The organism is Rhodoferax sp. TH121, from assembly GCF_002251855.1.
Lineage (GTDB): Bacteria > Pseudomonadota > Gammaproteobacteria > Burkholderiales > Burkholderiaceae_C > Allorhodoferax.
This window is the reverse complement of the sequence record NZ_NOXW01000017.1, coordinates 109,742-134,685: the sequence shown is the minus strand read 5'-3', so window position 1 is coordinate 134,685 and position 24,944 is coordinate 109,742. Positions and strand designations below refer to the sequence as shown.

Sequence of the window (24,944 nt, the reverse complement as noted above, 5' to 3'; positions counted from 1 at the left end):
CGACCCTTCTTACTTGAACTTGGGCAGGTTGAACTGGGGCGGCACGCCCATGCGGGTGTTGATGATCCACTGCTGCGCAATGGACAAGATGTTGTTGGTGATCCAGTACAACACCAGGCCCGACGGGAAGAAGAAGAACATCACGCTGAACGCCAGCGGCATGAACCACATCATCTTGGCCTGCAGCGGGTCCGGTGGCGCGGGATTCAACGCTGTCTGCAGCAAGGTCGTCAGAGTCATGATCAGCGGCAGGATGAAATAGGGATCCGGCGAAGACAGATCCTGGATCCATCCCAACCACGGGGCATTACGCATCTCCACGCTGGACAACAGCACCCAGTAGAGCGCAATAAACACCGGGATCTGAACCATGATGGGGAAGCAACCACCCATGGGGTTTACTTTTTCCTCACGGTAGATGCGCATCATCTCTTGCTGCATTTGCTGCGGGTTGTCCTTCAAACGCTCGCGCATTTCCATGATGCGCGGATTGACCGCCTTCATTTTGGCCATGCTGGCATACGCCTTGGCATTGAGCCAATAGAACGCGATTTTCAGCAACAGCACCAGGGCAACGATGGACCAGCCCCAGTTCTGGATAAAGCCGTGCAGCTTGTCCAGCAACCAGTACAAAGGCTTGGCCAGAATCGTCAACCAACCATAGTCTTTGACCAACTCCAGACCCGGAGCCAGAGCCTCCAAAGCCTTTTCTTCCTGCGGGCCAACAAACAGGGTGGCCGCCATGGACTGCGTCTTGCCGGGCTCGATGCTAGGCACCGGCGCGATCATGGTGGCGCGGTAGCAGCAGTCAGCCGTACTGGAGCCGATATCCACGCCATCCAGTGAGTAAGTGCGTGTGATGCCCGCGGGCAAAATCCAAGCGCTGGCAAAGTAGTGCTGCACCATGGCGATGTAGCCGTTGTCGGCTTCTTTCTCAAAGGTGGCACTCTTCTTCTTGATTTCGCTGAATTCCACCTTTTGGTACTTCTTGGCCTCGGTGTACACCGCAGGGCCGGTGAATGTGGAATAGAAAGAAGACTCACCAGCCGGTTTGTTGCCATCACGCACCAGTTGCAAATACAGCTGGGGCGACAGAGCCGCGCTGGACGCATTGGTCAGTTCATGCTTGACGGCAATGTCGTACGCCCCGCGGCGCAAGGTATAGGTCTTGACCAGCTTCAAGCCACCCAACTCTGGCGAGGTAAAGGTAATTACCAACTCATCCTGACCGTCCTTCAATGCGCGATCACCACTCACTGTCATGACCGACTTGTGCGTGGGCGATGCCCCTCCCACGGCCCCGGGAATCACGCCAGTTTGTGCGAGGTACACACGATCCTTGGAATCGTCCAACAGCACAAAATTGCGAATCTTGTCAGCCATGTCCGAGTACTTGAGGAACTCGGAGCGGACCAAGGAGCCGCCCTCTGTATCAAACGTGAGCTTGAGCACGTCGGTACTTACCTCAAACCGCTCGCTGGTCACCGCAGGGGCGACTGGCGCCACCGGTGCTGCACCCGCCTGCGCTACGCCTGCAGGGACCAAGCCGTCCGTCTTGCCGGCTGGCGCCGCTGCCACCGAGGCAGCGGTTTTGGGCGGGCTGGGAAAGAAAGTGGCTTTATTGCCGTTGTGGATTTGCCATTGATCCCACAGGAGCACCATGGAAAAGCCAAAAATCACCCACAGGATGGTGCGGCGAATATCGTTCATGAAGGTTTCTTTTCAGAAGGAGGGGAAATCAGGCGGCTAAACAGCCGGGGGCGCTCAAGAGGAACCGGGTCATGCCCGCCCGCGCACCAAGGATGGCAACGGGCCAAGCGGGCGAGCGTCAGATAGGTGCCGGCTGCAGCACCATGGTCTTGCAAAGCACGCAGGGAATACACCGAACAGGTCGGCTCAAACCGGCAGGACGACCCCAGCCACGGGCTGAGAAAGAGCCGATAGGCCTTCACCAAGCCGATGAGCGCGGCCTGCATCATGGCTTGGTACTCACCACAACAGGGGGCCGGGCTCGTGCAAACAACAGCTGCAACTCACTGCGCACAGCAGCCTTGAGCGCATCCGACGTGGCACTGGGAAACTGGGCACGGTCAAAACCAGAGCGCAAGCGAACCACATGGGCACGCGGCTCCAAGCTGGCAGACAACTCGGAGCCAAGCGTGTAAATCTGCCGTTTGATGGTGTTGCGGGTGACCGCGCGCTTGGCCCAACGCTTGGGCACCATGGCACCCAGCCAAACTGCGACGCCCGGAAACAACAAAGCCTCCGACGCGTCGGAGGCCGTTGCCACTGCCCGGGCATGCAAAGCAAAATGCGCTGTTTTGGACACAGTTATCCCGCCAAGCACCGCTTGAAACTGGGCACGGGTTTTGAGGCGCCGCACCGGGGCGTTGCCGGCATGTGGCGAATCTGCAAGGACCAAAAGCCAGTCAGCCTTGGTTTGCCAGATCCGCGCGAATTAGACTGCCAGGCGCTTGCGGCCCTTGGCGCGGCGTGCATTGATCACAGCGCGACCGCCACGGGTCTTCATGCGAACCAGAAAACCATGGGTGCGTGCACGGCGGATTTTGGAGGGTTGGTAAGTGCGTTTCATGTCAATTTTCCTAACAGGCTCAGTGGGTATCCGTACCCACTCCACAAGGAAAAAAGGCACGAATTTCGGTCTATCGCCCCGAACACAATCAGGGGAACCCGGCATTATCGCAAATTTTCTCAACCACAGCAACACCTTAGGATGCACATGGTGTGCAGCACTGTAAGATTGGACTCTGCCGGGCAGAATGTGGATAAAGTCTTGATAAATTACAATCCAATGCGCAGCAATTCATAACTATCCACAGAAGCTGACCCCCACGATGACCCAGGGACTCCCCCCCCATACCCCAGACTCCCACAGTCAAGAGCTTGGCCAAAGCCTGTGGCAAAGCTGCGTGGACCAACTGGCCCAAGAGCTACCCGAACAGCAGTTCAACACCTGGATCAAGCCCTTGGCTGCCCAGGTGCATGACGACATGTCCAAGGCCACCATATTTGTGGCCAACCGCTTCAAATTGGACTGGGTGCGAGCCCAATACAGCCAACGTATCGCCGCTCTGCTGGAAAAGCTTTACGGCCAGCCGGTTCTTGTTGAGTTAGCGATCACTCCTCGGGAAATACCTGTCAGGCAAATTGCTACGCCGCGCATGGCAGAAGTTCCAGCGGTGGTTGACGAAGTCGAGGTGGGAGAAGATCGTGTTGGCGGCGGCCCCAAAAATCGACTCAACAGCCTGCTGACTTTTGAGAGTCTGGTCGAGGGCACAGCCAACCGCATGGCGCGTGCCGCAGCCATGCACGTGGCGACCATGCCCGGACACCTGTACAACCCGCTGTTCATCTATGGCGGCGTGGGCTTGGGCAAGACCCACTTGATGCACGCTGTGGGTAACCGCCTACTTGCCGACAAACCGGGCGCTAAAGTTCTCTACATCCATGCAGAACAATTTGTATCTGATGTGGTTAAGGCCTACCAGCGCAAAACTTTCGACGAATTCAAGGAGCGCTACCACTCTCTGGATTTGCTGCTGATTGACGATGTCCAGTTCTTCGCCAACAAAGACCGGACCCAGGAAGAGTTCTTCAATGCGTTCGAGGCATTGTTGGCCAAAAAGTCGCACATCGTGATGACCAGCGACACTTATCCCAAGGGATTGGCAGATATCCACGAGCGTTTGGTGTCACGCTTTGACTCAGGCCTCACGGTGGCTATCGAGCCGCCCGAGTTAGAGATGCGTGTAGCCATTCTGATCAACAAGGCACGTGCTGAGGGGTCAGACATGCCGGAAGAGGTAGCCTTTTTCGTGGCCAAGAATGTCCGCTCCAACGTTCGAGAACTGGAAGGCGCGCTGCGCAAGATCCTGGCCTACTCACGTTTCAACCAGAAAGAGATTTCGATCCAGTTGGCCCGTGAAGCGCTGCGCGATCTGCTGTCGATCCAGAACCGCCAAATTTCTGTGGAAAACATCCAGAAAACCGTGGCCGACTATTACAAGATCAAGGTCGCCGACATGTACAGCAAGAAGCGCCCTGCCAGCATCGCCCGGCCCCGCCAGATTGCCATGTATTTGGCCAAGGAGCTGACCCAAAAAAGCTTGCCCGAAATCGGAGAGTTATTTGGGGGGCGGGACCACACCACGGTGCTGCACGCGGTACGCAAAATCGGCGGGGAGCGCCAGCAGCTCACGGAGCTGAACCAGCAGCTGCATGTGCTGGAGCAGACCCTGAAGGGTTGAATGTAAAAACAAGTGCCAGACCCCTCAAGTCGCTATCAAAAAAGGGGAAAATGGTGAGATTGTTTGTAAATGCAGGGCTTTTGGGGGCCATGCATCCATGGTTGAGTTTCAAAAAGAGGTTGACATGATCGTATTGAAGGCAACGCAAGACAAGGTTCTATCGGTTCTGCAGTCGGTGGCCGGTATTGTCGAGCGCCGCCATACGCTGCCTATCCTGGCCAACGTGCTGTTGCGCAAAACGGGGACATCGATCCAGCTGACCACCAGCGATCTGGAAATCCAGATCCGCACCACCGCAGAGCTGGGCGGAGACACCGGCAACTTCACCACTACCATCGGCGCCCGCAAACTCATCGACATTCTGCGCACCATGCCCGGTGACCAGACGGTGTCTCTGGAATCCAGCCAGAGCAAGATCATCCTCAAGGGCGGCAAAAGCAAGTTCACGCTGCAGACCATGCAAGCCGAAGATTTCCCGCTGGTGCAAGAGTCGGCCAGCTTTGGCCCCGTGTTCAGCGTGCCGCAAAAGACCCTGAAGGACCTGCTCAGCCAGGTGTCCTTCGCGATGGCGGTGCATGACATCCGCTACTACCTCAACGGCATCCTGTTCGTGGCAGAGGGCAAACAACTCAGCCTGGTGGCGACGGACGGTCACCGCCTGGCATTTGCTTCCGCCACACTCGACGTGGAAGTGCCCAAACAGGAAGTAATCTTGCCGCGCAAGACCGTGATCGAATTGCAACGTCTGCTGAGCGATGCTGAAGGCGCGATCGAGATGCAGTTTGCCAACAACCAAGCCAAATTCACCTTTGATGGCATGGAGTTCGTGACCAAGTTGGTCGAGGGCAAATTCCCCGACTACAACCGCGTCATCCCCAAGAACCACAAGAACAGCATCACCCTGGGCCGCGAAGCCCTGCTCAAGACCCTGCAACGCACCGCCATCCTGACCAGCGACAAGTTCAAGGGCGTGCGCCTGAACATCGACCCCGGCAGCCTGCGCGTGGCGTCCAACAACGCCGAGCAGGAAGAAGCGGTGGACGAACTGGATATCGACTACGGCGGTGACAGCATCGAAATCGGCTTCAACGTCACCTACCTGATCGACGCCCTGAGCAATATGGGGCAGGAGATGGTGAAAGTGGAGCTGTCGGACGGCAACAGTTCGGCGCTAATTACTATTCCGGACAACACCACCTTCAAGTACGTCGTGATGCCCATGAGAATCTGATGCTACAAAAATAGTAGCTGCTTGCGCAATCAAACCCCCGGCCTCCGGGGGTTTGGTCATTAAAGAATCGAGAGAAAGTTAGCCATGACCGAAGAAAACAAGTCTGTTCCCAGCCCCGAAAATGCGTCAGATGCAGTGCACACGGGTGAAGGCGGCACTGACAGCTCCAACTTCCAGCCCACCATCGACACCAACCAGGCCGGTGCGACCGAGGCCTACGGTGAAGGCTCAATCCAGATTTTGGAAGGCTTGGAGGCCGTGCGCAAGCGCCCCGGCATGTACATCGGCGACACGTCCGACGGTACCGGCTTGCACCATCTGGTGTTCGAAGTGGTGGACAACTCCATCGACGAATCGCTGGCCGGCCATTGCGATGACATTCTGGTCACCATCCACTCCGACAACTCGATCAGCGTGGTGGACAACGGCCGCGGCATTCCCACCGGCATCAAGATGGACGACAAGCACGAGCCCAAGCGCTCGGCGGCGGAAATTGCGCTGACCGAGCTGCACGCCGGCGGCAAGTTCAACCAGAACAGCTACAAGGTCTCCGGTGGTCTGCACGGTGTGGGCGTGTCCTGCGTGAACGCACTCTCCAAGATGCTGCGCCTGACCATCCGCCGCGACGGCAAAGTCCACACCCTGGAGTTCAGCAAAGGCTTTGTGCAAGGCCGTATCGTCGAAACTCAGAACGGCATTGACGTGTCGCCCATGAAGATCATCGGTGACACCGAAAAGCGCGGCACCGAGGTGCATTTCCTGCCCGACACCGAAATCTTCAAAGAGAACAACACCTTCCACTACGAGATCCTGTCCAAACGGCTGCGTGAACTGTCCTTCCTGAATAACGGTGTGCGTATCCGCCTCAAGGACGAACGCGATGGCCGCGAGGATGACTTCGCAGGCGCTGGTGGCGTGCAAGGTTTCGTGAACTTCATCAACAAGGGCAAGACGGTTCTGCACCCCAATGTGTTCCACGCCATGGGCGACCGCCAGAGCGACCAAGGGACCAACATCGGCGTGGAAGTGGCCATGCAGTGGAACAGCGGCTTCAATGAACAGGTGCTGTGCTTCACCAACAACATCCCCCAGCGTGACGGCGGCACCCACCTGACTGGCCTGCGCGCAGCGATGACCCGCGTCATCAGCAAGTACATCGAGCAGAACGAACTGGCGAAGAAGGCCAAAGTCGAAGTCACCGGCGACGACATGCGCGAAGGCCTGTGCTGCGTGCTGTCGGTCAAAGTACCCGAGCCCAAGTTCTCCAGCCAGACCAAGGACAAGCTGGTGTCGTCGGAAGTGCGCGGCCCGGTGGAAGACATTGTGGGCAAACTATTGGCCGACTACCTGGAAGAGCGTCCCAACGACGCCAAGATCATTGTCGGCAAGATCATCGAAGCCGCGCGCGCCCGTGAAGCCGCCCGCAAAGCCCGCGACATGACGCGCCGCAAAGGAGTGCTCGACGGCATGGGACTGCCCGGCAAACTGGCGGACTGCCAGGAAAAGGACCCTGCAGGTTGCGAAATCTACATCGTCGAGGGTGACTCCGCCGGTGGCTCCGCCAAACAAGGCCGTGACCGCAAGTTCCAGGCGATCCTTCCGCTGCGCGGCAAGATCCTGAACGTGGAAAAGGCCCGCTACGAAAAGCTGCTGACCAGCAATGAAATCCTCACGCTGATCACCGCGCTGGGCACTGGTATCGGTAAGGCCGGTGGTGGCAGCGCCGATGGCAAGGATGACTTTGATGTCGCCAAGCTGCGTTACCACCGCATCATCATCATGACCGATGCGGACGTAGATGGCGCCCACATCCGCACCCTGTTGTTGACCTTCTTCTACCGCCAGATGCCCGAGCTGGTGGAGCGTGGCCACATCTACATCGCCCAGCCCCCGCTCTACAAGGTGAAGAATGGCAAGGAAGAGCTTTACCTGCAAGGCCCGGCCGAACTCGATAGCTTCCTGTTGCGCGTGGCCTTGGTGAATGCCTCCGTCTTCACCGGTGGCCCCAACGGCACCACGATTGCCGGCGATACCCTGGCTGAACTCGCGCGCAAGCACCAGGTGGCCCAGTCGGTGATTGCACGCCTGCAAAACTTCATGGATGCCGAAGCGCTACGCGCCGTGGCGGATGGCGTGGTGTTGAACCTGGATACGGTGGCCGACGCGGAAGCCTCCGCCACCGCACTGCAGGCCAAACTGCCCGATGCCGAAGTGGCCGGCGAATTCGACGCCCGCAGTGACAAACCTATCCTGCGCATCAGCCGCCGCCACCACGGCAACGTGAAGAGCAGCGTGCTCACACAAGACTTCGTACACGGCGCCGACTACGCTGCTTTGGCAGAGGCTGCCAACACCTTCCGGGGCCTGCTGTCCGAAGGCGCACGCGTAATGCGTGGCGAGGGCGAGCGCCAGAAGGAAGAAAAGGTCGGGGACTTCCGCGAAGCCATGGCCTGGCTCATTGGCGAAGCCGAACGCACCAGCAGCCGCCAGCGCTACAAAGGTCTGGGCGAAATGAACCCCGAGCAACTGTGGGAAACCACCATGGACCCCACGGTTCGCCGCCTGCTCAAGGTGCAGATTGACGACGCCATCGAAGCCGACCGCGTGTTTACCATGCTGATGGGTGACGAAGTCGAGCCGCGCCGCGACTTTATTGAGACCAATGCGCTGCGTGCCGGCAACATTGATGTCTGAGATCCGGCGCATCCACCCCGCCGCGCAGTGGTCAGACGCGGTGGTGTACAAGGGCACCGCCTACTTTGTGGAGGTGCCCGAGAGCGGCACGGACATCTCCAGCCAATCGCAGGCGGTCTTTGCCCAGGCAGAGCGCACACTTGCGTTGGCAGGCAGCGACAAAAGCCGCTTGCTGATGGCGACTATTTATCTCAAGCACATGGCGGATCGGGCGGCATTCAACGCCGCATGGCAGGCTTGGTTGCCAGAGGGCTGCGCTCCGGCCCGCGTGTGTGTGAGCGCTGAGATGGCCAGCCCGGACTACCTGCTGGAGATTGCGTTTACCGCAGCGACGGAGCAGGGCTAGTCGGGCCGCTTTACTGGCCAAATATGCGCGTAGTGCTCATGAATACTGCGCAAACAGCTCCTATTTCCATAGCAGATTAGCTGCGTTTCTCGGATAACCCCATCAGCGTCCACTAACTGGCACGCACTGTAGCCGTGGACGCACGCACCACCAACACCGGGTCGGGCACGTGCACGATCGTGGGCTGGTGCTGCGGGTTTTCGATCAAGTCCAACAACAGGTCGATGGAGATGGTGGCAACCTGCTCAATGCCCAAGGCCACCGTGGTCAGTGCCGGGCGCATGTCGCGCGCCAGCTGGATGTCCGTCACGCCGATCAGCGAAATGTCTTGTGGAATTCGGATGCCGCGATCGGCCAGTGCTTGGCTGGCACCGTAGGCCATCAAGTCGTTGGTGCAAAAAATGGCGGTGATGTCGGGGTGCTGTTCCAGCAGCGCGTCGGTGGCTTCGTGGCCGCCGGCCACGGTGTCACTTACGTTGCGGACCATCGCATCGTCCAAGGTCAAGCCGCTGGTAGCGAGTGCGCTCTTGAAACCGTTGAGGCGGCCGAGCTGCATGCCCTCCAGGCCACACCCAACAATGGCACCGATGCGGCGATGCCCCAGCGCCAGCAAATGCTGGCCCGCAATCTCGCCCGCACGGTGGAAGTTCACCACCACGTGGGGGATTTGGTTGGCCAGGTCTACCTGTTCTTCCGATGCCAGCACGATGGGGGAGCGGCGGGTCTTGAGCTCGTTGATGTCGTCGGCGCTGATGCCGGTGTGCAGCACCAGCACGCCATCGGCCAAGGTTCCCGCAATCTGGTGCAGATACGCGCGGCCAATGTCGGGGCGCTCGTCGGTGTTGCACACCATCAAAAAGTAGTTGCGGTGCCGCGCCACGCGCTCGGCCACCCGCACAAACTCTGGGTAAAAAGGGTTGTTGATGTCGGGCAGCACCAACGCCACCATGGACGACTTGCCCTCAGCCAGGGCGCGCGCCATAAGGTTGGGCCGGTAGCCAGTGGCAGCGATGGCTTCCTGCACCTTTTGCACGGTGGCAGGCTTTACCTTCTGCGTGTTGCGCAGCACATTAGAAACAGTGGCGGTGGTGACACCGGCCAATCGGGCAACTTCACTCAGGGTGGCCATGGCGCTGCAACGTGGTGTGAATTGGCATGAATCGATACGTTTTTTTGAATCCTAGGATTTACCCTAGTGGCCGGCATATTTGCGAGCACCCCTAGGTATACTCCAAAAATTGCTGAATTTAACCGCTTAAATTTTAATTTTCGAGGTGTAGCAAGGGAGCTTCCGGGATGTCGCTCCCTTGGCGAATCAGCGCATGCGGGCCGCAGGTCGGGCCAGAAATTTAACCGCTTAAATTTTGGAAAGGATGCCAGTCGCACCACCGTCATCACACGCAAACCGGAGACAACAAGCCGTGTGCACCAGTGTTCCACTGGGCGCCACTTGCCACTTTATTCATTGACACAGAGACAGGAAAACACACCATGAATTTCGCCAAACGCAGCACCCTCAGCACCATGATCGGTCTGGCCTTGAGCACCTCCGGCCTGATGGCCAGCCACGCCGCCAACGCGGGTGAAGTCACCATCTGGGCCTGGGACCCCAACTTCAACATCGCCATCATGCAAGAGGCGGCCAAGCGCTACACCGCCAAGCACCCTGGCGTGACCTTCAAGATCATCGACATGGCCAAGGCCGACGTGGAGCAAAAGTTGCAGACCACGCTCGCCTCCGGCGTGACCAAAACCCTGCCTGATATCGTGCTGGTGGAGGACTACAACGCCCCCAAGTACCTGCGTTCTTTCCCTGGTGCGTTTGAGCCCCTGTCTGGTAAGGTGGACCACAAGGCCTTTGCCAACTACAAGGTCAACCTGATGAGCATGGGTGGCAAAGTCTACGGCCTGCCCTTTGACACCGGCACCACCGGCATGTACTACCGCAGCGACCTGATCAAGCAGGCCGGCTTCAGCGACAAGGACATGCAAAACATCACCTGGGATCGCTACCTGGAAATCGGCAAGCAAGTCGAAGCCAAGACCGGCAAGAAGATGTTTGCCATGGACCCGCAAGACATCGCCAGCATCCGCATCATGATGCAGTCTGCCGGTCGCTGGTACTTCGACAAAGACGGCAAGCTCGACATCAAGAACAACCCCGCGCTGAAGGCCGCACTGGAAGTGCAGACCAAGTTCATGAAGACCGGTGTCTACAAACCCACCTCCGGTTGGGGCGAGTGGGTCGGTGCGCTGAACAAGGGTGATGTGGCGTCTGTCATCACCGGCGTATGGATCACTGGCTCGGTCAAAGCCGAAGCCAGCCAGTCCGGCAAATGGGCGGTGGCCGCCACCCCCCGCCTGAATGTGCCAGGCGCCACCAACGCGTCCAACCTGGGCGGCTCCAGCTGGTATGTGCTGGCCGCAGGCAAAGAAAAGGCCGCCGCTGCGGACTTCCTGAACGAGGTATACGCCAAGGATGTGGATTTCTACCAAAACATCCTGCAGTCCCGCGGCGCCGTGGGCTCGCTGCTGGCATCGCGCAGCGGCAAAGCCTACTCCGAAGCGGACCCCTTCTTCGGTGGTGCCAAGGTGTGGCAGCAGTTCAGCGACTGGATGGGCAAGGTGCCTAGCGTGAACTACGGCATTTACACCGCCGAAGGTGACGCTGCCGTGGCCGCCCAACTGCCAGCTTTGGCACAAGGCCTGCCCGTCGAGAAGGCGCTGGAAAACATCCACAACCAGCTCGCGTCGCAAATCAAGTAAGACGCGGCAACACTGCACCAAAGGAGCACCATGGCGCCCAAGCCTACGACCAGCTACCGGCGTTTTTACGACGTCAACGGTTGGCTATTTGTTTCCATCGCACTCGGGCTGATCGGGGTCTTCATGGCCTACCCGATCGTCCGATCGCTGTGGATGTCTCTGCACGCCGGGCAGGGAACGGTGGTCGAGTTCGTAGGTATGGGCAACGTGGTGCGTCTGGCCAGTGATCCGGTCTTTCTGAAGGCCCTGCAAAACACCTGCATCTTCCTGGTGATCCAGGTGCCCATCATGCTCTTGCTGGCGCTGGTCATGGCCAGCTGCCTGAACATGCCAAACCTGCGCTTTCGCGGGCTGTTGCGCACGGCGGTGTTTCTGCCCTGCGTGACCTCGCTGGTGGCGTATTCAGTGGTCTTCAAGAGCATGTTTTCGTATGACGGCCTGGTCAACCACGCACTGGCGTGGCTGGGCCTCATCAGCGAGCCCATTCCCTGGCTCAACGATCCGTTTTGGTCCAAGGTGGTCATCATCATCGCCATCACCTGGCGCTGGACTGGCTACAACATGATCTTTTATCTCGCGGCCATGCAGAACATCGACAAGTCGATCTACGAGGCTGCCCGCATCGATGGCATCTCAGCCTACCGCCGCTTTGTGTCCATCACCATCCCGAATCTCAAGCCGGTGATCCTGTTCACCACCGTGACTTCCACCATCGGCACGCTGCAGTTATTTGATGAACCCATGAACATCACCACCGTGGGCACCGTGTTCTCGGACAACACGCTCACGCTGTCCATGTACATCTACAACCTGTCGTTCAAGTTCGTGCCCAACTTTGGCTATGCCGCGACGGTGTCGTATGTCATCGTGTTGCTGGTGGCCGCGCTGGCCGCCGTCCAGTTTTATGCTGCCCGGGAGCGCAACTGACATGAGCAACTGGACCGAAAAATTCCGCATGACCGGCGTCTACCTTTTTTTAGGTGTGATGGCCTTTGTGTCCCTGTTCCCCTTTGCCTGGATGGTGATCAGCTCCACCAATGCGTCGGTGGACGTCACCAAGGGCAAATTCACCTTCGGCACCGCCTTTCTGGAGAACCTCGAAAAGCTCAACAAGAGCTTTGATGTGGCCCAAGTCTTCTGGAACTCCGGGAAAATCGCCATCATCGGTGGCTTCTTCACCTTGGTGATTTCGTCCATGGCGGGTTATGGCTTTGAGGTCTTCGCCTCCAAGGCCCGCGAGCGCGTCTACAACGGCCTGTTGCTCACGCTGATGGTGCCCTTTGCGGCACTGATGATTCCGCTGTTCATTCTGATGGCGCAGTTCGACCTGCTGGACACCCACCTCGCCGTGATCTTGCCCGCGCTGGCTTCTGCCTACATCATTTTCTACTTCCGCCAAAGCACCAAAGCCTTCCCACCCGAGCTGCGCGAAGCCGCCCGCCTGGATGGTCTCAAAGAGTGGCAAATCTTCCTGTTTGTCTATGTGCCGGTGATGCGTTCCACGTATGCGGCGGCTTTCATCATCGTGTTCATGGCGGCGTGGAACAACTTCTTGTGGCCCCTCATCGTGCTGCAGTCGCCCGAGCTCAAAACCATCACCTTGGTCTTGTCCTCACTGGGCTCGGCCTACTTCCCCGACTTCGGCGTGATCATGCTGGCGGCCATGCTGGCCACCTTGCCCACCCTGGTCGTCTTTTTCGCAATGCAACGGCAGTTCGTACAGGGCATGCTGGGCTCCGTCAAATAAGGTTTTTCACATGCGTACCGTTAGCAAGCTCGTCTCGGGCTGGACTTTTCACACTTCTTTTTCGCCTGAACTGATCTCCACGGCCCTGCCCGGCGAGGCCGTGCGCCTGCCGCACAACGCCGTCGACCTGGACATGACCTACTTCGACGAGCGCAGTTTCCAGAAGGAATTTGGCTACCAGATCACCCTGGCCTGGATGCCCGAATATGCCGGCCGCGAAGTGAGTCTGCGCTTTGATGCCGCCATGGCCAACAGCGTGGTCTGGGTGAATGGCCAGCAGGTGGTAGCCCACAAGGACGGCTACACACCCTTCACTGCGCGCCTCACCGGCCTGTTGAAGGAAGGCGATAACCTGATCACTGTCAAAGTGGACGGCAGTGAAAACCCAGAGATCCCCCCTTTCGGTGGCCAGATCGACTACCTGACCTACGCAGGCATCTACCGCGACGTGTGGCTGCAGGTAACCGACGCTGTGTCCATCGCCAACCTCAAGGTGGAAACGTCGAATGAGCTGACGGACGCAAAGGAAGTTTTGGTCAAGGGCTTCATCGCCAACCCCGCAAACGCCCCCGTCAGCGGCAAAGTTTTGGTGGAACTCTGCAAGGTGGACGGCACGGTACTGCAGCAGCAAACCGTGGCCGTGTCGGGCGCTGGCTTTGAAGCGAACTTCGCGCAACTGGCAGGCCTCAAGCTCTGGGAGCTGGACGCACCCGAGCTCTACCTGGTGCGCGCCACCTTGGATAACCGCGACCAACTCAGCACCCGCTTCGGCTTCCGCACCGCACGCTTCACCACCGAGGGCTTTTTCCTCAACGGCAAGAACGTCAAAATCCGTGGCCTAAACCGCCACCAAAGCTTCCCCTACGTGGGCTACGCCATGGGCCAGCGCGCCCAGGCCAAAGACGCCGACGTCATGAAAGACGTGCTCAAGTGCAACCTGGTGCGCACCTCGCACTACCCACAGTCCACCTACTTTCTGGACCGTTGCGACGAGATCGGCCTGCTGGTATTTGAAGAAATCCCCGGCTGGCAGCACATCGGCGGCCAGGCCTGGCAGGACGAGTCGGTGGAGAACGTGCGCCGCATGGTCGAGCGCGACTGGAACCACCCCTCCATCATCATCTGGGGCGTGCGCATCAACGAGTCGCAGGACAACCACGACTTCTACACCCGCACCAACGCGATGGCCCGCAGCCTGGACACCACCCGCCAGACCGGTGGCGTGCGTTACATCGAAAACAGCGAGTTGCTGGAAGACGTGTACACCGTCAACGACTTCTGCCATGTGGCCACCGAGGAGTGGATGAAGGGTATTGCCCCCACGCCGCTGCGCCAGCCGCGCCAAGTAACCGGGCTGGACCACGAAGTACCGTACCTGGTGACCGAGTTCAATGGCCACATGTACCCCACCAAGCGCATCGACCCCGAAGACCGCCAGGCCGAACATGTGCGCCGCCATCTGGATGTGCTGAACAAGGCTTACGAGAACCCCGTCATCAGCGGCGCCATCGGCTGGTGCATGTTTGACTACAACACCCACAAAGACTTCGGCGCGGGTGACCGCATCTGCCACCACGGCGTGATGGACATCTTCCGCGAACCCAAGTTCGCCGCCTGGGGCTATACCAGCCAGTGCAGCCCGGCCGAACAAGTAGTGCTGCAACCCGTGACCTACTGGGCCCGTGGCGAGAAAGACCGATGCGAAGTGCTGCCCTTGATCGTGCTGACCAACTGCGACTATGTGGAACTGCAGGTAGGCGACTTCGCCCCCAAGCGCGCGGAACCCGACCGCGGGCTGTACCCACATTTGCCGCACGCACCTGTCATCTTTGACAGCCGCCACGTCAACATGAACGACCTGGGCGCCTGGGGCATGCTGTGGCGCGATGCCACCGTCACCGGCTATATCAATGGCAAGGCGGTTTCCACCGTCAAGCTTTCGGGCAATCCGGTGCCCACCACTTTGCAAGTGGAAGTGGACGACACGCAATTGCAAGCGCATGAGAAAGACGCTACCCGCGTCATCGTGCGCGCGCTGGACCAAGCCGGCCGCCTGTTGCCCTTCATGGACGATGTGGTGCATGTGGAAGTGACGGGTGCTGCCAAGCTGCTGGGTCCGGACCTGCTGACGCTCAAGGGCGGCACCACCGGCTTCTGGCTGGAAACCACCGGCGCAGTGGGTGACATCACCTTGCGCGTAGCCACCCGCCGCATGGGCGAACAGCGCGTAAGGCTGCAAGCCGCGTAAATTACGGAGTCGACGAGGAATAGAACATGGCAGACGTCAAACTCACCCAGGTCCGCAAGTCATTCGGCGAGATCGACATCATCCGGGGCGTGGACCTCGACATCAAACACGGCGAGTTCGTGGTGTTTGTGGGCCCCTCGGGCTGCGGCAAGTCCACGCTGCTGCGCGCTATCTCGGGCCTGGAGGACATCACCAGCGGCGAGCTGCGCATCGGCGACCAGGTCATGAACCATGTGGACCCGTCCAAGCGCGGCATTGCCATGGTGTTCCAGAGTTACGCGCTCTACCCCCACATGACGGTGCGCGAAAACATGGGTTTCGCCCTCAAGCACGCCGGTGTACCCAAAGCCGAAGTGGCCAGCAAGGTGGACGCAGCCGCCAAGATTCTGGGCCTGGAGCCGCTGATGGAGCGCAAGCCCAAGGCCCTGTCGGGCGGGCAACGCCAACGTGTGGCCATCGGCCGTGCCATCGTGCGCGACCCGCAGGTGTTCTTGTTTGACGAACCACTCTCCAACCTGGACGCCGAGCTGCGCGTGCACATGCGCATCGAAATTGCGCGCCTGCACCGCGAGCTGGGCAGCACCATCATCTACGTGACGCACGACCAGGTCGAGGCCATGACCCTGGCCGACAAGATCGTGGTGCTGCGCGCCGGTGTGGTGGAGCAGGTGGGTGCTCCGCTGGAGCTGTACGACAACCCAGCCAACACCTTTGTGGCGGGCTTCATCGGCTCCCCACGCATGAACTTCTTTGACGGCACCGTCAGCGGCCACAACCGCTTCAACGGTGTGAACCAATGCCAGGTCACCCTCAGCGGTTTTGACAATGCGGTGGTCACTCTGCCACTGGATGGCAACCTGCCCGCCGTGGGCACCGAAGTGTCCGTGGGCGTACGGCCCGAACACTTTGTGGAAGACGGTCGCGCCACGCTGCCCGTCACCGTGGACATGCTGGAGCACCTGGGCGGCGAGACCTTTGTGTATGGTCGCTCCACCAGCGGCGTGATGGTGGTGATGGAAAGCAAACACGGCCGCAGCCTGCGCTCGGGCCAAGCGTTGGAAGCCCGCTTTGATGCGGCCAAGGCCCTGCTGTTCGACAAGAGCGGCGCGCGCATCTACTGCAACTAACTGCCCCATGCCTACCCACGCGCCCGAGGCCTCTGCCGACTTCATCACCCTGCACGGCACCCATACCAGCGTGGTGCTGGAAACACGCGCTCATGAGGCGCCACTGTGGCGCTACTGGGGGCCGCGCTTGCCGGACAACTGTGTGCCGCTGGCGCCGCTGCGCGATGGCCGTGCCATCCCGCCCAGCAACATGGAGCTCGACCAGCCGCTGACCGTGGCACCCACCTTTGGCGTGGGCTGGTACATGCAGAGCGCCTTGCTGGCCCACCGCAGCGGCCAGCAATTTGCGCAGCAGTTCACGGGCGTCCGCATAGAGACCCTGGTAGCGGGCCAGAGCATTGCAATTCATCTGACGGACAGCGTCGCCCGGCTGCGCCTGGTGCTGCAAGTAACGCTGGATGCGAACGATGTGCTGCAGCTGCGCAGTGAGTTGTTCAACGACGGCACGGATGTGCTGGACGTGCAATGGCTGGCCGCAGGCACCGTGCCGCTGCCCGGTGATGCGCACACCGTGCGCTCCTACACCGGCCAGTGGGCGAATGAATTCCAGCTGCAGGAAGACGCACTCTCGCGCAGCCTGTGGCAACGCGAGAACCGGCGCGGCCGCACCTCGCACGACAGCTTTCCCGGCGCCGTGGTCACCACACCGGGCGCTACGCAGCACAGCGGCACCGTCTATGGTGCGCAGCTGGCCTGGTCGGGCAACCACCGTCAGGCGATTGAGTGGCTGCACGACGGACAGTACCAATGGCAGATGGGTGAATGGTTGGCGCCGGGCGAAGTGCGCTTAGGCGCAGGCGAATCGCTGGTCACGCCAACGCTGTTCGCCAGTTGCTCCACGCAGGGCCTGAACGGCCTGGCCGCGAATTTTTACGCCACGGTGCGCGCCCGCCTGCCCTGGCCCGGTGGCCGCATGCGTCCGCGCCTGGTGCACCTCAACACTTGGGAAGCGGTGTACTTTGATCACCGCACCGATGACATCCGCGCGTTGGCCGCTGCCGCCGCCAGCGTGGGGGTGGAGCGCTTTGTGCTGGACGACGGTTGGTTCCAGGGTCGGCACAGCGACCAGGCCGCCCTAGGAGACTGGTGGCCAGATGCGGGCAAGTACCCGCACGGCCTTCTGCCGCTGGCGCAGTACGTGAACGGGCTGGGTATGGAGTTTGGCCTGTGGGTAGAACCCGAAATGGTCAGCCCCGACAGCCAGCTCTTCCGCGCCCACCCCGACTGGGCGCTGCAACTCGAAGGCCGGCCGCTGCTGACCATGCGCAACCAGTTGGTGCTGGACGTAGCCCGTCCCGAGGTGGCGGACTACCTGTTCACCAAGCTCGACACCCTGCTGCAGAACGTGCCCATTGCCTATCTGAAATGGGACATGAACCGCGACCTGACCACCGCTGGCAACGCGCTGGGCCGGCCGGCCTACAGGGGCTTCGTGCACGCGCTGTACGCGCTGTGGGACCGCGTGCGCGCCGCGCACCCGGAGCTGGAGATCGAGAGCTGTGCCTCCGGCGGCGCCCGGCTGGACATGGGGGCTCTGGCCCACACCCACCGGGTCTGGACCAGCGACTGCAACGATGCTTTGTCGCGCGTGGCCATCCAGCGCGGTGCGCTGCAGTTTTTGCCGCCCGAGATTTTGGGCGCCCACATCGGGCCCGCACCCGCGCACACCACGGGCCGCAGCCAGAGCCTGAACTTCCGCGCCGGTGTGGCCATCAGCGGGCACCTCGGCATAGAGGCCGACGTGCGCCACATGAGCGATGAAGGGCGCATGGCGCTGGGTCAGTGGGTCGGCATGTACAAGCAGCTGCGCAACCGCCTGCACACCGGCCAGGTCTGGCTGGGCGAAGCTGGCGACGGCGTGCTCTGGCAAGCGCACGGCGACGCCGGTGCCAGCGAGGTGCTCCTGCTGGTCTACCGCACCACGCCCACCAGCCACCGCAACACGCCGCCCCTGCGCCTGCCCATGCTGCGCCCGGCAGCGCACTACACCATCGAACGGCTGGACCCCACGCCACCCGACTGGACCAGCAGCCCGCTCAACGATGCCGCCCTGGCTGCAGGAGCCCAGCAGGCTTTGCCGCCCACGGCGCACGGCGCTTGGCTGGCCGCCGTAGGCCTGCCATTGCCGCGCATGAACGCCGAGAGCGCACTGATCTACCGGCTGCGCTTCATCCCGCAATAGGCCAGGCTGACGCGAGGCGGCATCGCCCTGGACCACTCAAAGGCATGGGCTTCAGCAAGGCCGAGAACGTAGGTGGCATTGAGCAAGCCCGCAAGACCCTGGGCAAAAAGTAATTCCGCTCAAGGCAACACTTCGGCCGTATAGGTCCGCAGGCTGTAGCCACCGCCCGCCATGCCTCGGCACAGTGGCGCTGTAGACGCGTCGGTCAGTACAAAGCCTTTATTCGTCCATACCCAGGCGTAGTCCGCCCCGCAGTCATTCAAGCCCCGGCCTTTGGCGTACGAGCTCAGGCGGCCGTCCTCAAAGCTGGCATTCATCACATAGTCGCTTGGTTCACCATCGGGCATGGGTACGGTGAGGCGCTTGGCGCGATAGGGCGGCTTGCTGTTGGCGAGCCAAAGGCCACTGCCGCCCTGGTAGGCCCCACGCCCACATTCCCGCATCACCAGCACCTGCGTGGCGGAGACGCGCGTGATCGACGTTTCGGGGTCATTGTCATCGGGCATGTCGTCCCAGCAATCGCGCGGGGTGATGGACTTGAGGATCGCAGGCAACAACGCCTCGTCGGCTTTGCTGGTGCCCGGCAGCGCTGCGGCCCGCACCTTGGACACAGGCAAGGGCGGCAATGCAGCAGCTTCAGGCTTCTTGCCTTTGCGCAGTAGCGCACCCGGCGTACCCACTCGACCCTGAACATCGTCCATCTTGAGCAGCGCGGCATTGCTGCCGGCCAGCGACACTTCCCAGCGCTTAGCGCCATCGGCCAGCGTCAGCTTCTGGCCCACCAACACATGCGCCAACAGCTGTTGGGTCTGGGCAGGGCTCAGGTCTTCACCAAGCGCGATGCCCTTCAGCGTGGTGCTGCCCAGGCGCAGGGTGAGCTGTCGCGAGTCCCCACTGTCGTTCACATCCAGCTGCACCCGCACGGGAGCATTCGGCCCCGCGTCGCGCGACAACCAGAGCACCACAGACTCCGAGGCCGAATCCTCGCTTTGGTAAGCCACCGCTTCACAGTGGCGGGTGTTGTCGCAGGCCACCGCCCAGTCCTTGTAAGTGAAGACTTGCGCGTGCGCCATGCCCGCGAGGGCGAGTACGGACAGTGCGGCGGTGTGTGGAATGAAATGCATGCTGGGCGGGCTCACTAACAGGGACAAAACATTGGCGAGAATAGCGCAGCAATACCCGTCCCAACCGTCCATGCCCACCACCGTGCTCACCGGCCTGCCGCCACTGGTTTCGCCCGCCACGCGGGTGCTGATTTTGGGCAGCTTTCCCGGCGTGCGCTCGCTGCAGGCGCAAGAGTATTACGGCCACCCGCAAAACCAGTTCTGGAAGATATTCCAAGCCATTTGGCCCTCTAGCCCCCATGGAATGTGCGCGAGCAGCTATGAAATACGTAGCAAATGGCTACTGGAGCGCGGCCTGGGCGTGTGGGATGTCTACGCCAGCTGCGAGCGCGAAGGCAGCCTGGACAGTGCCATCCGCAACGCGGTGCCCAACGACATCGCCGCACTGCACCTGCCGCAGCTACAAGCCATCGCCCACAACGGCGGCGAGAGCTTCAAACACGCCCGCCACACCCGCGCCCTGGGCGTGCCCGTGTACCAGCTGCCCAGCACCAGCCCGGCCAATGCCAGCTGGAGCTTTGAGCGCAAACTGGCAGCGTGGCGGGAGGTGATGGAGCGGCACGGCTTGGTGTAGCACGCGCCTCAGTTGGCCTTGGGTCGCAGCGTCATCTGGCGGTCGCTCAGGGTGATGTCGAATTTGTTGAGAAAGCTCTGACCCAGCAAGGCCTCGTCAGGCTCGCCGCCCACCAAGCCAACGCCCACGCGCACCGACGACACCTGCGCAGACTCCAGCGCCACCCGCACTTCGGTGTGGATGCGCCCTGCCAGATCGCCATTGGCGGTCTTGAACACCGTGGGCGTGCCGCCGGTGAGCCCTGCCTGCTTGGCCAGGGCCTCGCTCACAACGACCATCGATGCCCCCGTGTCCACCAGAAAGCGCACCGGCTGGCCGGCCACGGTGCCTGTTGCATAGAAGTGCCCGTCGCGCGCCATGGGGATCACCAGCGCACCACCCGGCAGCGTGACCACGGGTTTGGGTTTGAGGTATTGCGCAGACACCAGATACAGCCCGCCGATGACTGCCAGCCACACGAGCACGATGGCGAAGGGGCCCCATTTAAGGCTGGTGGGCAGGTCTGGGGTGGGTGGGATGGGTGAGGCGGACATGACAACAGTTTAGGCAAATGGCGCACACCCACACCGCATTGCGATCTTTCACCCAGTCAAGCTCTGCCCTTAAAGGAGTAGCTGTCTTTCAATTCGTTGAGCCAGCGCACATCCAGCAATCCATCATGTTGCATGCGTCCAACCACAATGCCAGGGTGCACCCCTATTGAGCGCGCAAACTCCGCGACTGCTGCCTTGGTGTGGGCTAGCGCTGCCAGCGCTGTGGCGGCATTGGGAGGAATCAAATAGTCGCGTGCCCAAGCATTGGCCTCTCGCTCTTCTTTCGACGACGAAGCGACCTTTGATGGGTCGTCCAGAAAAACCGACTTTTTCTGTCCGCCATGCAAAAGGATGTGTGCAGCTTCGTGAAAGAAACTAAACCAAAACCGATCATTCAACTTGCCGTAAAGCGACAGCTGAATCAATGGCCGTCGGGCATGCAACCATCGTGCGACTCCAGACACATGGGTTCGCGGCAATGCAGGCAACAAAACAAACGCGACGCCGGCATCATGCAAAAGCCGCTGCATGCGAGGCTGAAACTCCTCAGGCGACAGGCACGTCAACGTACGAATCTCAGCCAATGCCGCTTTGAATTGCGCTTCGTCGAAAGCCGGGCCATCGAGTTTTTCTGCCATGCGCTCGCCCATGCGCAACCATGCGGATATACCGGCAACGTCGGCTTGGTCTTCACGACTGCGGCGAAAGGCCAACTCCATGCAACCGTACTGGGTTTCCCATTGGTCAGGACTGGCCACACCGAAAAAACTCAGCAACTCGCCGACCAAGCCCGGCTTGGACTTGGCATCCAAACGCCGCCTGGGCAAGACGCCAATCTCCATCATTTCCTTGACGGGAAAACGCTCCAGCCAGGGCACCATGGTTGTTTGGCGCTCGGCAGCCTCTTGCGTCGCAACACGCTCACGGTATTGCGCTTCACGCGTAAGCCAAAACCCAACAGAAGCCCCCAACACGTTCTGCAGGCGAATGGCAGCATCTTCTGTCAACGGCACTTTGGCTTTGATGAGCTGGTTCACATGTTTCAACGAATAGCCCAAGCGGTCTGCAAGGTGCTGCTGCGTCCAACCGCGCTCTTCCAGCAGGTCAAGTATGGTGTCCCCGGGAGGTGACACCCAATCTGGCGCGAAAGGCGCGTCTGCGCCGCGATCAGCCAATTCAGTCATGGTAGTCCCCGATGTATTCAATGCACACGATGGTCACCGCGGACCAGTCGATCGATGCGTCGTCCCGACGCGGTATGGGCTCATTGGCCGGTGCGAAGACCAAGCGCCAGCCGCCTGCCAATTCCAATGCAAATTGACCATAGCGATCCCCCTTGAGCGGATGCGGCTTGCCTGCCACCAAGTCTGAAACACGCGACGCTGCTGCAATGTCTGCCAATCGCGTTTGCAGCTTGCGTGCACAAACATCTCCCAGCTTTTTTACGGCTACGGCCTTCTTTTCACAAAGTTCGCGCAGCAGTTTGTCCTTGAATCGAATCTCCAAGAACGCCTCCGTTTCGTTTCCGGGATTCTATACGTATTTACCTATTAGGTAAATACGGATTGCTTTTTGAAGCCTCTACAGACCGCGAGCTTCGCGCGCCAACCACCCCTGCGCGCCCTGCCAAAGCGCCTGCCGCCACGCGGAATCTCTGCCCGGTAAAGGTTTCACCAAATCTTCCGGATACCACGGTGCTCTTCCCAACGCGGCGGCCTCGGGCAAAAGCAAATTGCCTGCTTCTAGGCGCACCAGCGTGGCCCGAGGGATTTCGCGCCCAGTGACCAAAATGCCAAGGGACTGGGCCACAGCCACGGCGGCCACCATGTTTTCTATGCACGGGGCGTGGTGCAAGCTCCATTCGTCGGACAACAGCCAATAGCGTGAAAGCTCCTTGCCATCTAGCCCGTCGGAGGTCTCCTCGTACACCAGGCACAAAGGGCCCTCGCCGCAACCGCCTTCATCCAAGCGCTGCCCTGCGCCCTTCCACACCGACAGCGCGCGGGACACGTGGGGCGCCTGCGCCTTGCGCGACTCAAACCACTCGCGGTAGTTGGCGGGGTACTTGTAGTGGTCCACCACCACATGCGGGCGGACATCCACATCGTCAAACCACGCGCGCTGCACATTCAGGTACTCCGCAGCCCAGTCCAAGAGCTGGGGCGAGAGTTTGGCTTTGAGTTTGCCGGGCTTGGAGAAATCAGCCATGGTCAACTCGGGCTTCGCGGGTAGGGCCTGTGGGGCAAGCAGACGTATGACTTGCTGGCGCTTGATGCCATGGGCCTCAAAGGCGCGGATCAAGCGGTTTGCGCAGCGGTAGGCCGGGTCATTCCGCTCCTGGTACCAGTCCCATGCCTTGGTAAGTTGACCCAAAACGCCAGTGACCTCGCCCACGACAGACATGCTCAGGCCACCTCTTGCACCAGCGCCTCGGCCAGATGGGCTTGGGTGGACTGGCTGGCGATCAGACGCTGGCGCAGGTCGGCGCACAGGCGGCGCAGCTGGGCTACGCGGGTGACGATGCGGGATTGTTCGGCGAGGGGCGGGATTGGAATTTGAAACGCCTTGATCTTTCGCAGCACCAAATTTTTATTACCTACGCCTTCGGTGCCGTCTTCGGACTGCTGACGCACAAAGGGCGAATTGATAACAAGCGACAGGAAATCTCTGTCCACCGAAACCGATGGAAGCTTTATCAGCGCCACACTCACGAACAAGCTGAACGCTCGAGGTGTATCTACTACCACCGCAATTCCTGTCGTTCCAATCTTTGTGAGCAGAACATCACCCATCTCAGGGTTACAGCGTTTCGCCAAATCTTCATGTGATTGGGACGAAATGAATCTGGTGTCAGAGAAATCTATAAAGCCCGAACTCAAGTCTTTGACTGACAGGAAAGGAACTCCTTCAGCGATATATGTCGGCGTGTGATGTGCCCCGTCGGTGATTTGTGACGCAAGGCCGTCCATCGTTGCCCACTCCCACCCCTGCGGCAACGCAAACGGCTGTTCATCCTCCGCAATAGGCGGCTGTGGTTTGTCGCGTTTGATCTTGCCCTGGGCGATGAGTTTGTCTTTCTCGGCGCGGATTTTCTTGAGGAGTTCGCTGGCGGGCTCGTCTTGCGGGTCTTGGGGGACGAGCAGGCCGCGCACGGCGAGTTGGAGGATGGTTTGCTCCAGGGCGTCTACAGCTTCGGGGCGGTCTAGCAGCAGGTCGAAGTGGGTGGCGATGCGGTGCCAGTTGTCGGCCAGTTGCGCGGGCGTGTCGCTCTCGGTGAGCGTGGCCAGCAGGGTGCTGACGAGTTGGGCGTGTTGCGTGGTTTCGAGCTGGCCTTTGGCTTCGAGCGCGTCGCACAGGCGCATGAGTTCTTCGACGCGGGTGACGATGCGGGATTGCTCGGCTGCAGGCGGAAGCGCAATGTCGAGATCAAGGAGCGACGACCCTTTGAGGTTATTGATGCCAATACCTGCTGAGGCTTCCGACACCGAGTCCCGGTACATCGGACTGGCAAGGTAGACGGCGAAATATGCGATTTCTTGAATTGGACGAATAGCGCCACAGAACGCCCCGAATGAGCAAACCAGAGACTCTTTGAATGGAGCAGCCTTGCCAACCAAGTTCTTGCTGCCGCTGGCCAAGCACACCACGTAGTCACCAACTCGCAAAAACTGATCCTCAGAGATGAGCGCAGCGGGCACGTAAACCAGATCGTCGAGGTTCACGGTGCCGCGAATGTTGTTCGCCCGAAGGATTGGAAGATGAGTCTCGGCGGGAGTCTCCCTGGCATCCGCCTTTTGATAGGTAACGCCGCGTATTACCGAAAACAGGTCACGCCCCTTTACCCAGCTCCAGCCGTTCGGCAGTTCAAACGGCTTCTCCTCCTCCGCAATCTCCGCCAGCGGCTTGTCCCGCTTGATCTTGCCCTCGGCAACCAGCCGGTCTTTCTCCGCCCGAATCTTCTTCAGCAGTTCGCTCGCTGGCTCGTCGCTCGGGTCTTGCGGCACCAGCTTGCCTTGCACCGCCAGCGTCAAAATCAGCTCGCGCAAACGCGCCACACCGTTGGGAGCTTGCGCCAATAGGTTCAAATTTGATAGCAGCATGCGC

22 protein-coding genes are annotated in these 24,944 nt (G+C 60.3%); 11 read left to right on the top strand and 11 right to left on the bottom strand.

Annotation, left to right across the window (positions count from 1 at the left end):
• Positions 1-9 precede the first annotated feature (9 nt).
• From yidC to rpmH, 4 genes are all read right to left on the bottom strand, one after another.
• Positions 10-1,710: a membrane protein insertase YidC gene (gene yidC, locus CHU94_RS03155; RefSeq protein WP_094476675.1), complete on the bottom strand. Its 1,701-nt coding sequence runs from the start codon at positions 1,708-1,710 to the stop codon at positions 10-12.
• The gene (gene yidD / locus CHU94_RS03150) at positions 1,707-1,979 is read right to left on the bottom strand and encodes a membrane protein insertion efficiency factor YidD (protein ID WP_094476673.1); all 273 of its coding nucleotides are present in this window, start codon (positions 1,977-1,979) and stop codon (positions 1,707-1,709) included. The genes yidC and yidD overlap by 4 nt, the downstream gene beginning before the upstream one ends.
• Positions 1,976-2,383 carry a ribonuclease P protein component gene (locus tag CHU94_RS03145; protein ID WP_094476721.1) on the bottom strand — a complete coding sequence of 136 codons (408 nt, stop codon included), beginning with the start codon at positions 2,381-2,383 and terminating at the stop codon, positions 1,976-1,978. Before CHU94_RS03145 ends, yidD begins: the two co-directional genes overlap by 4 nt.
• Before the next feature lie 75 nt (positions 2,384-2,458).
• Complete coding sequence (rpmH, locus tag CHU94_RS03140; protein WP_006299042.1) at positions 2,459-2,593, bottom strand: 50S ribosomal protein L34; 135 nt, start codon at positions 2,591-2,593, stop codon at positions 2,459-2,461.
• A gap of 262 nt (positions 2,594-2,855) precedes the next feature.
• On the opposite strand from rpmH, the gene dnaA reads away from it, so the two are divergent.
• The 4 genes from dnaA (at position 2,856) to CHU94_RS03120 (ending at position 8,539) form a co-directional block, all read left to right on the top strand.
• Entirely contained in the window at positions 2,856-4,268 is a 1,413-nt protein-coding gene (gene dnaA / locus CHU94_RS03135; RefSeq protein ID WP_094476671.1) for a chromosomal replication initiator protein DnaA, read from the top strand.
• 124 nt (positions 4,269-4,392) lie between these two features.
• Positions 4,393-5,499 carry a DNA polymerase III subunit beta gene (gene dnaN / locus CHU94_RS03130; RefSeq protein ID WP_094476719.1) on the top strand — a complete coding sequence of 369 codons (1,107 nt, stop codon included), beginning with the start codon at positions 4,393-4,395 and terminating at the stop codon, positions 5,497-5,499.
• An 84-nt stretch (positions 5,500-5,583) separates the two neighbouring features.
• On the top strand, positions 5,584-8,193 hold the full coding sequence (gyrB, locus tag CHU94_RS03125; protein WP_094476669.1) for a DNA topoisomerase (ATP-hydrolyzing) subunit B: 2,610 nt from the start codon (positions 5,584-5,586) through the stop codon (positions 8,191-8,193).
• Positions 8,186-8,539, top strand: a complete 354-nt coding sequence (locus tag CHU94_RS03120; protein ID WP_094476667.1) for a RidA family protein — start codon at positions 8,186-8,188, stop codon at positions 8,537-8,539. The genes gyrB and CHU94_RS03120 overlap by 8 nt, the downstream gene beginning before the upstream one ends.
• A 112-nt stretch (positions 8,540-8,651) precedes the next feature.
• On the opposite strand, the gene CHU94_RS03115 is transcribed toward CHU94_RS03120, so the two are convergent.
• Positions 8,652-9,668 carry a LacI family DNA-binding transcriptional regulator gene (locus CHU94_RS03115; RefSeq protein ID WP_094476665.1) on the bottom strand — a complete coding sequence of 339 codons (1,017 nt, stop codon included), beginning with the start codon at positions 9,666-9,668 and terminating at the stop codon, positions 8,652-8,654.
• A gap of 362 nt (positions 9,669-10,030) precedes the next feature.
• Here CHU94_RS03115 and CHU94_RS03110 point away from each other — a divergent pair, with 362 nt between their 5' ends.
• From CHU94_RS03110 to CHU94_RS03085, 6 genes are read left to right on the top strand one after another with little or no spacing between them, the layout of a single operon-like run.
• Positions 10,031-11,305, top strand: a complete 1,275-nt coding sequence (locus CHU94_RS03110; protein ID WP_094476663.1) for an ABC transporter substrate-binding protein — start codon at positions 10,031-10,033, stop codon at positions 11,303-11,305.
• Between the two features lie 30 nt (positions 11,306-11,335).
• Positions 11,336-12,232, top strand: a complete 897-nt coding sequence (locus tag CHU94_RS03105; RefSeq protein WP_094476661.1) for a carbohydrate ABC transporter permease — start codon at positions 11,336-11,338, stop codon at positions 12,230-12,232.
• Position 12,233: 1 nt separating this feature from the next.
• On the top strand, positions 12,234-13,052 hold the full coding sequence (locus CHU94_RS03100; protein WP_094476659.1) for a carbohydrate ABC transporter permease: 819 nt from the start codon (positions 12,234-12,236) through the stop codon (positions 13,050-13,052).
• Between the two features lie 10 nt (positions 13,053-13,062).
• Entirely contained in the window at positions 13,063-15,300 is a 2,238-nt protein-coding gene (locus CHU94_RS03095; RefSeq protein ID WP_094476657.1) for a glycoside hydrolase family 2 protein, read from the top strand.
• A 26-nt stretch (positions 15,301-15,326) separates the two neighbouring features.
• A complete protein-coding gene (locus tag CHU94_RS03090; protein WP_094476656.1) occupies positions 15,327-16,427 on the top strand; it encodes an ABC transporter ATP-binding protein in 1,101 nt (366 codons plus the stop codon).
• 7 nt (positions 16,428-16,434) lie between these two features.
• The gene (locus tag CHU94_RS03085; RefSeq protein ID WP_094476654.1) at positions 16,435-18,609 is read left to right on the top strand and encodes an alpha-galactosidase; all 2,175 of its coding nucleotides are present in this window, start codon (positions 16,435-16,437) and stop codon (positions 18,607-18,609) included.
• 119 nt (positions 18,610-18,728) lie between these two features.
• Here CHU94_RS03085 and CHU94_RS03080 read toward each other — a convergent pair whose 3' ends face one another.
• Positions 18,729-19,733, bottom strand: coding sequence for a DUF1176 domain-containing protein (locus CHU94_RS03080; protein ID WP_176451907.1), 1,005 nt, complete (start codon positions 19,731-19,733; stop codon positions 18,729-18,731).
• 70 nt (positions 19,734-19,803) lie between these two features.
• On the opposite strand from CHU94_RS03080, the gene CHU94_RS03075 reads away from it, so the two are divergent.
• A complete protein-coding gene (locus tag CHU94_RS03075) occupies positions 19,804-20,307 on the top strand; it encodes a DNA-deoxyinosine glycosylase (RefSeq protein ID WP_094476650.1) in 504 nt (167 codons plus the stop codon).
• Positions 20,308-20,315: 8 nt separating this feature from the next.
• Here CHU94_RS03075 and CHU94_RS03070 read toward each other — a convergent pair whose 3' ends face one another.
• The 5 genes from CHU94_RS03070 to CHU94_RS03050 form a co-directional block, all read right to left on the bottom strand.
• Positions 20,316-20,840, bottom strand: coding sequence for a TIGR02281 family clan AA aspartic protease (locus tag CHU94_RS03070; protein WP_094476648.1), 525 nt, complete (start codon positions 20,838-20,840; stop codon positions 20,316-20,318).
• Between the two features lie 56 nt (positions 20,841-20,896).
• Positions 20,897-22,024 carry an ImmA/IrrE family metallo-endopeptidase gene (locus CHU94_RS03065; protein ID WP_094476646.1) on the bottom strand — a complete coding sequence of 376 codons (1,128 nt, stop codon included), beginning with the start codon at positions 22,022-22,024 and terminating at the stop codon, positions 20,897-20,899.
• Positions 22,017-22,346 (bottom strand): type II toxin-antitoxin system RelE/ParE family toxin, encoded by a 330-nt coding sequence (locus CHU94_RS03060; protein WP_094476644.1) that lies wholly within the window; start codon positions 22,344-22,346, stop codon positions 22,017-22,019. The genes CHU94_RS03065 and CHU94_RS03060 overlap by 8 nt, the downstream gene beginning before the upstream one ends.
• Positions 22,347-22,421: 75 nt before the next feature.
• Positions 22,422-23,243 (bottom strand): hypothetical protein, encoded by an 822-nt coding sequence (locus tag CHU94_RS03055; protein ID WP_094476642.1) that lies wholly within the window; start codon positions 23,241-23,243, stop codon positions 22,422-22,424.
• A 2-nt stretch (positions 23,244-23,245) separates the two neighbouring features.
• Positions 23,246-24,940, bottom strand: a complete 1,695-nt coding sequence (locus CHU94_RS03050; RefSeq protein WP_094476640.1) for a restriction endonuclease subunit S — start codon at positions 24,938-24,940, stop codon at positions 23,246-23,248.
• Between the last annotated feature and the right edge of the window lie 4 nt (positions 24,941-24,944).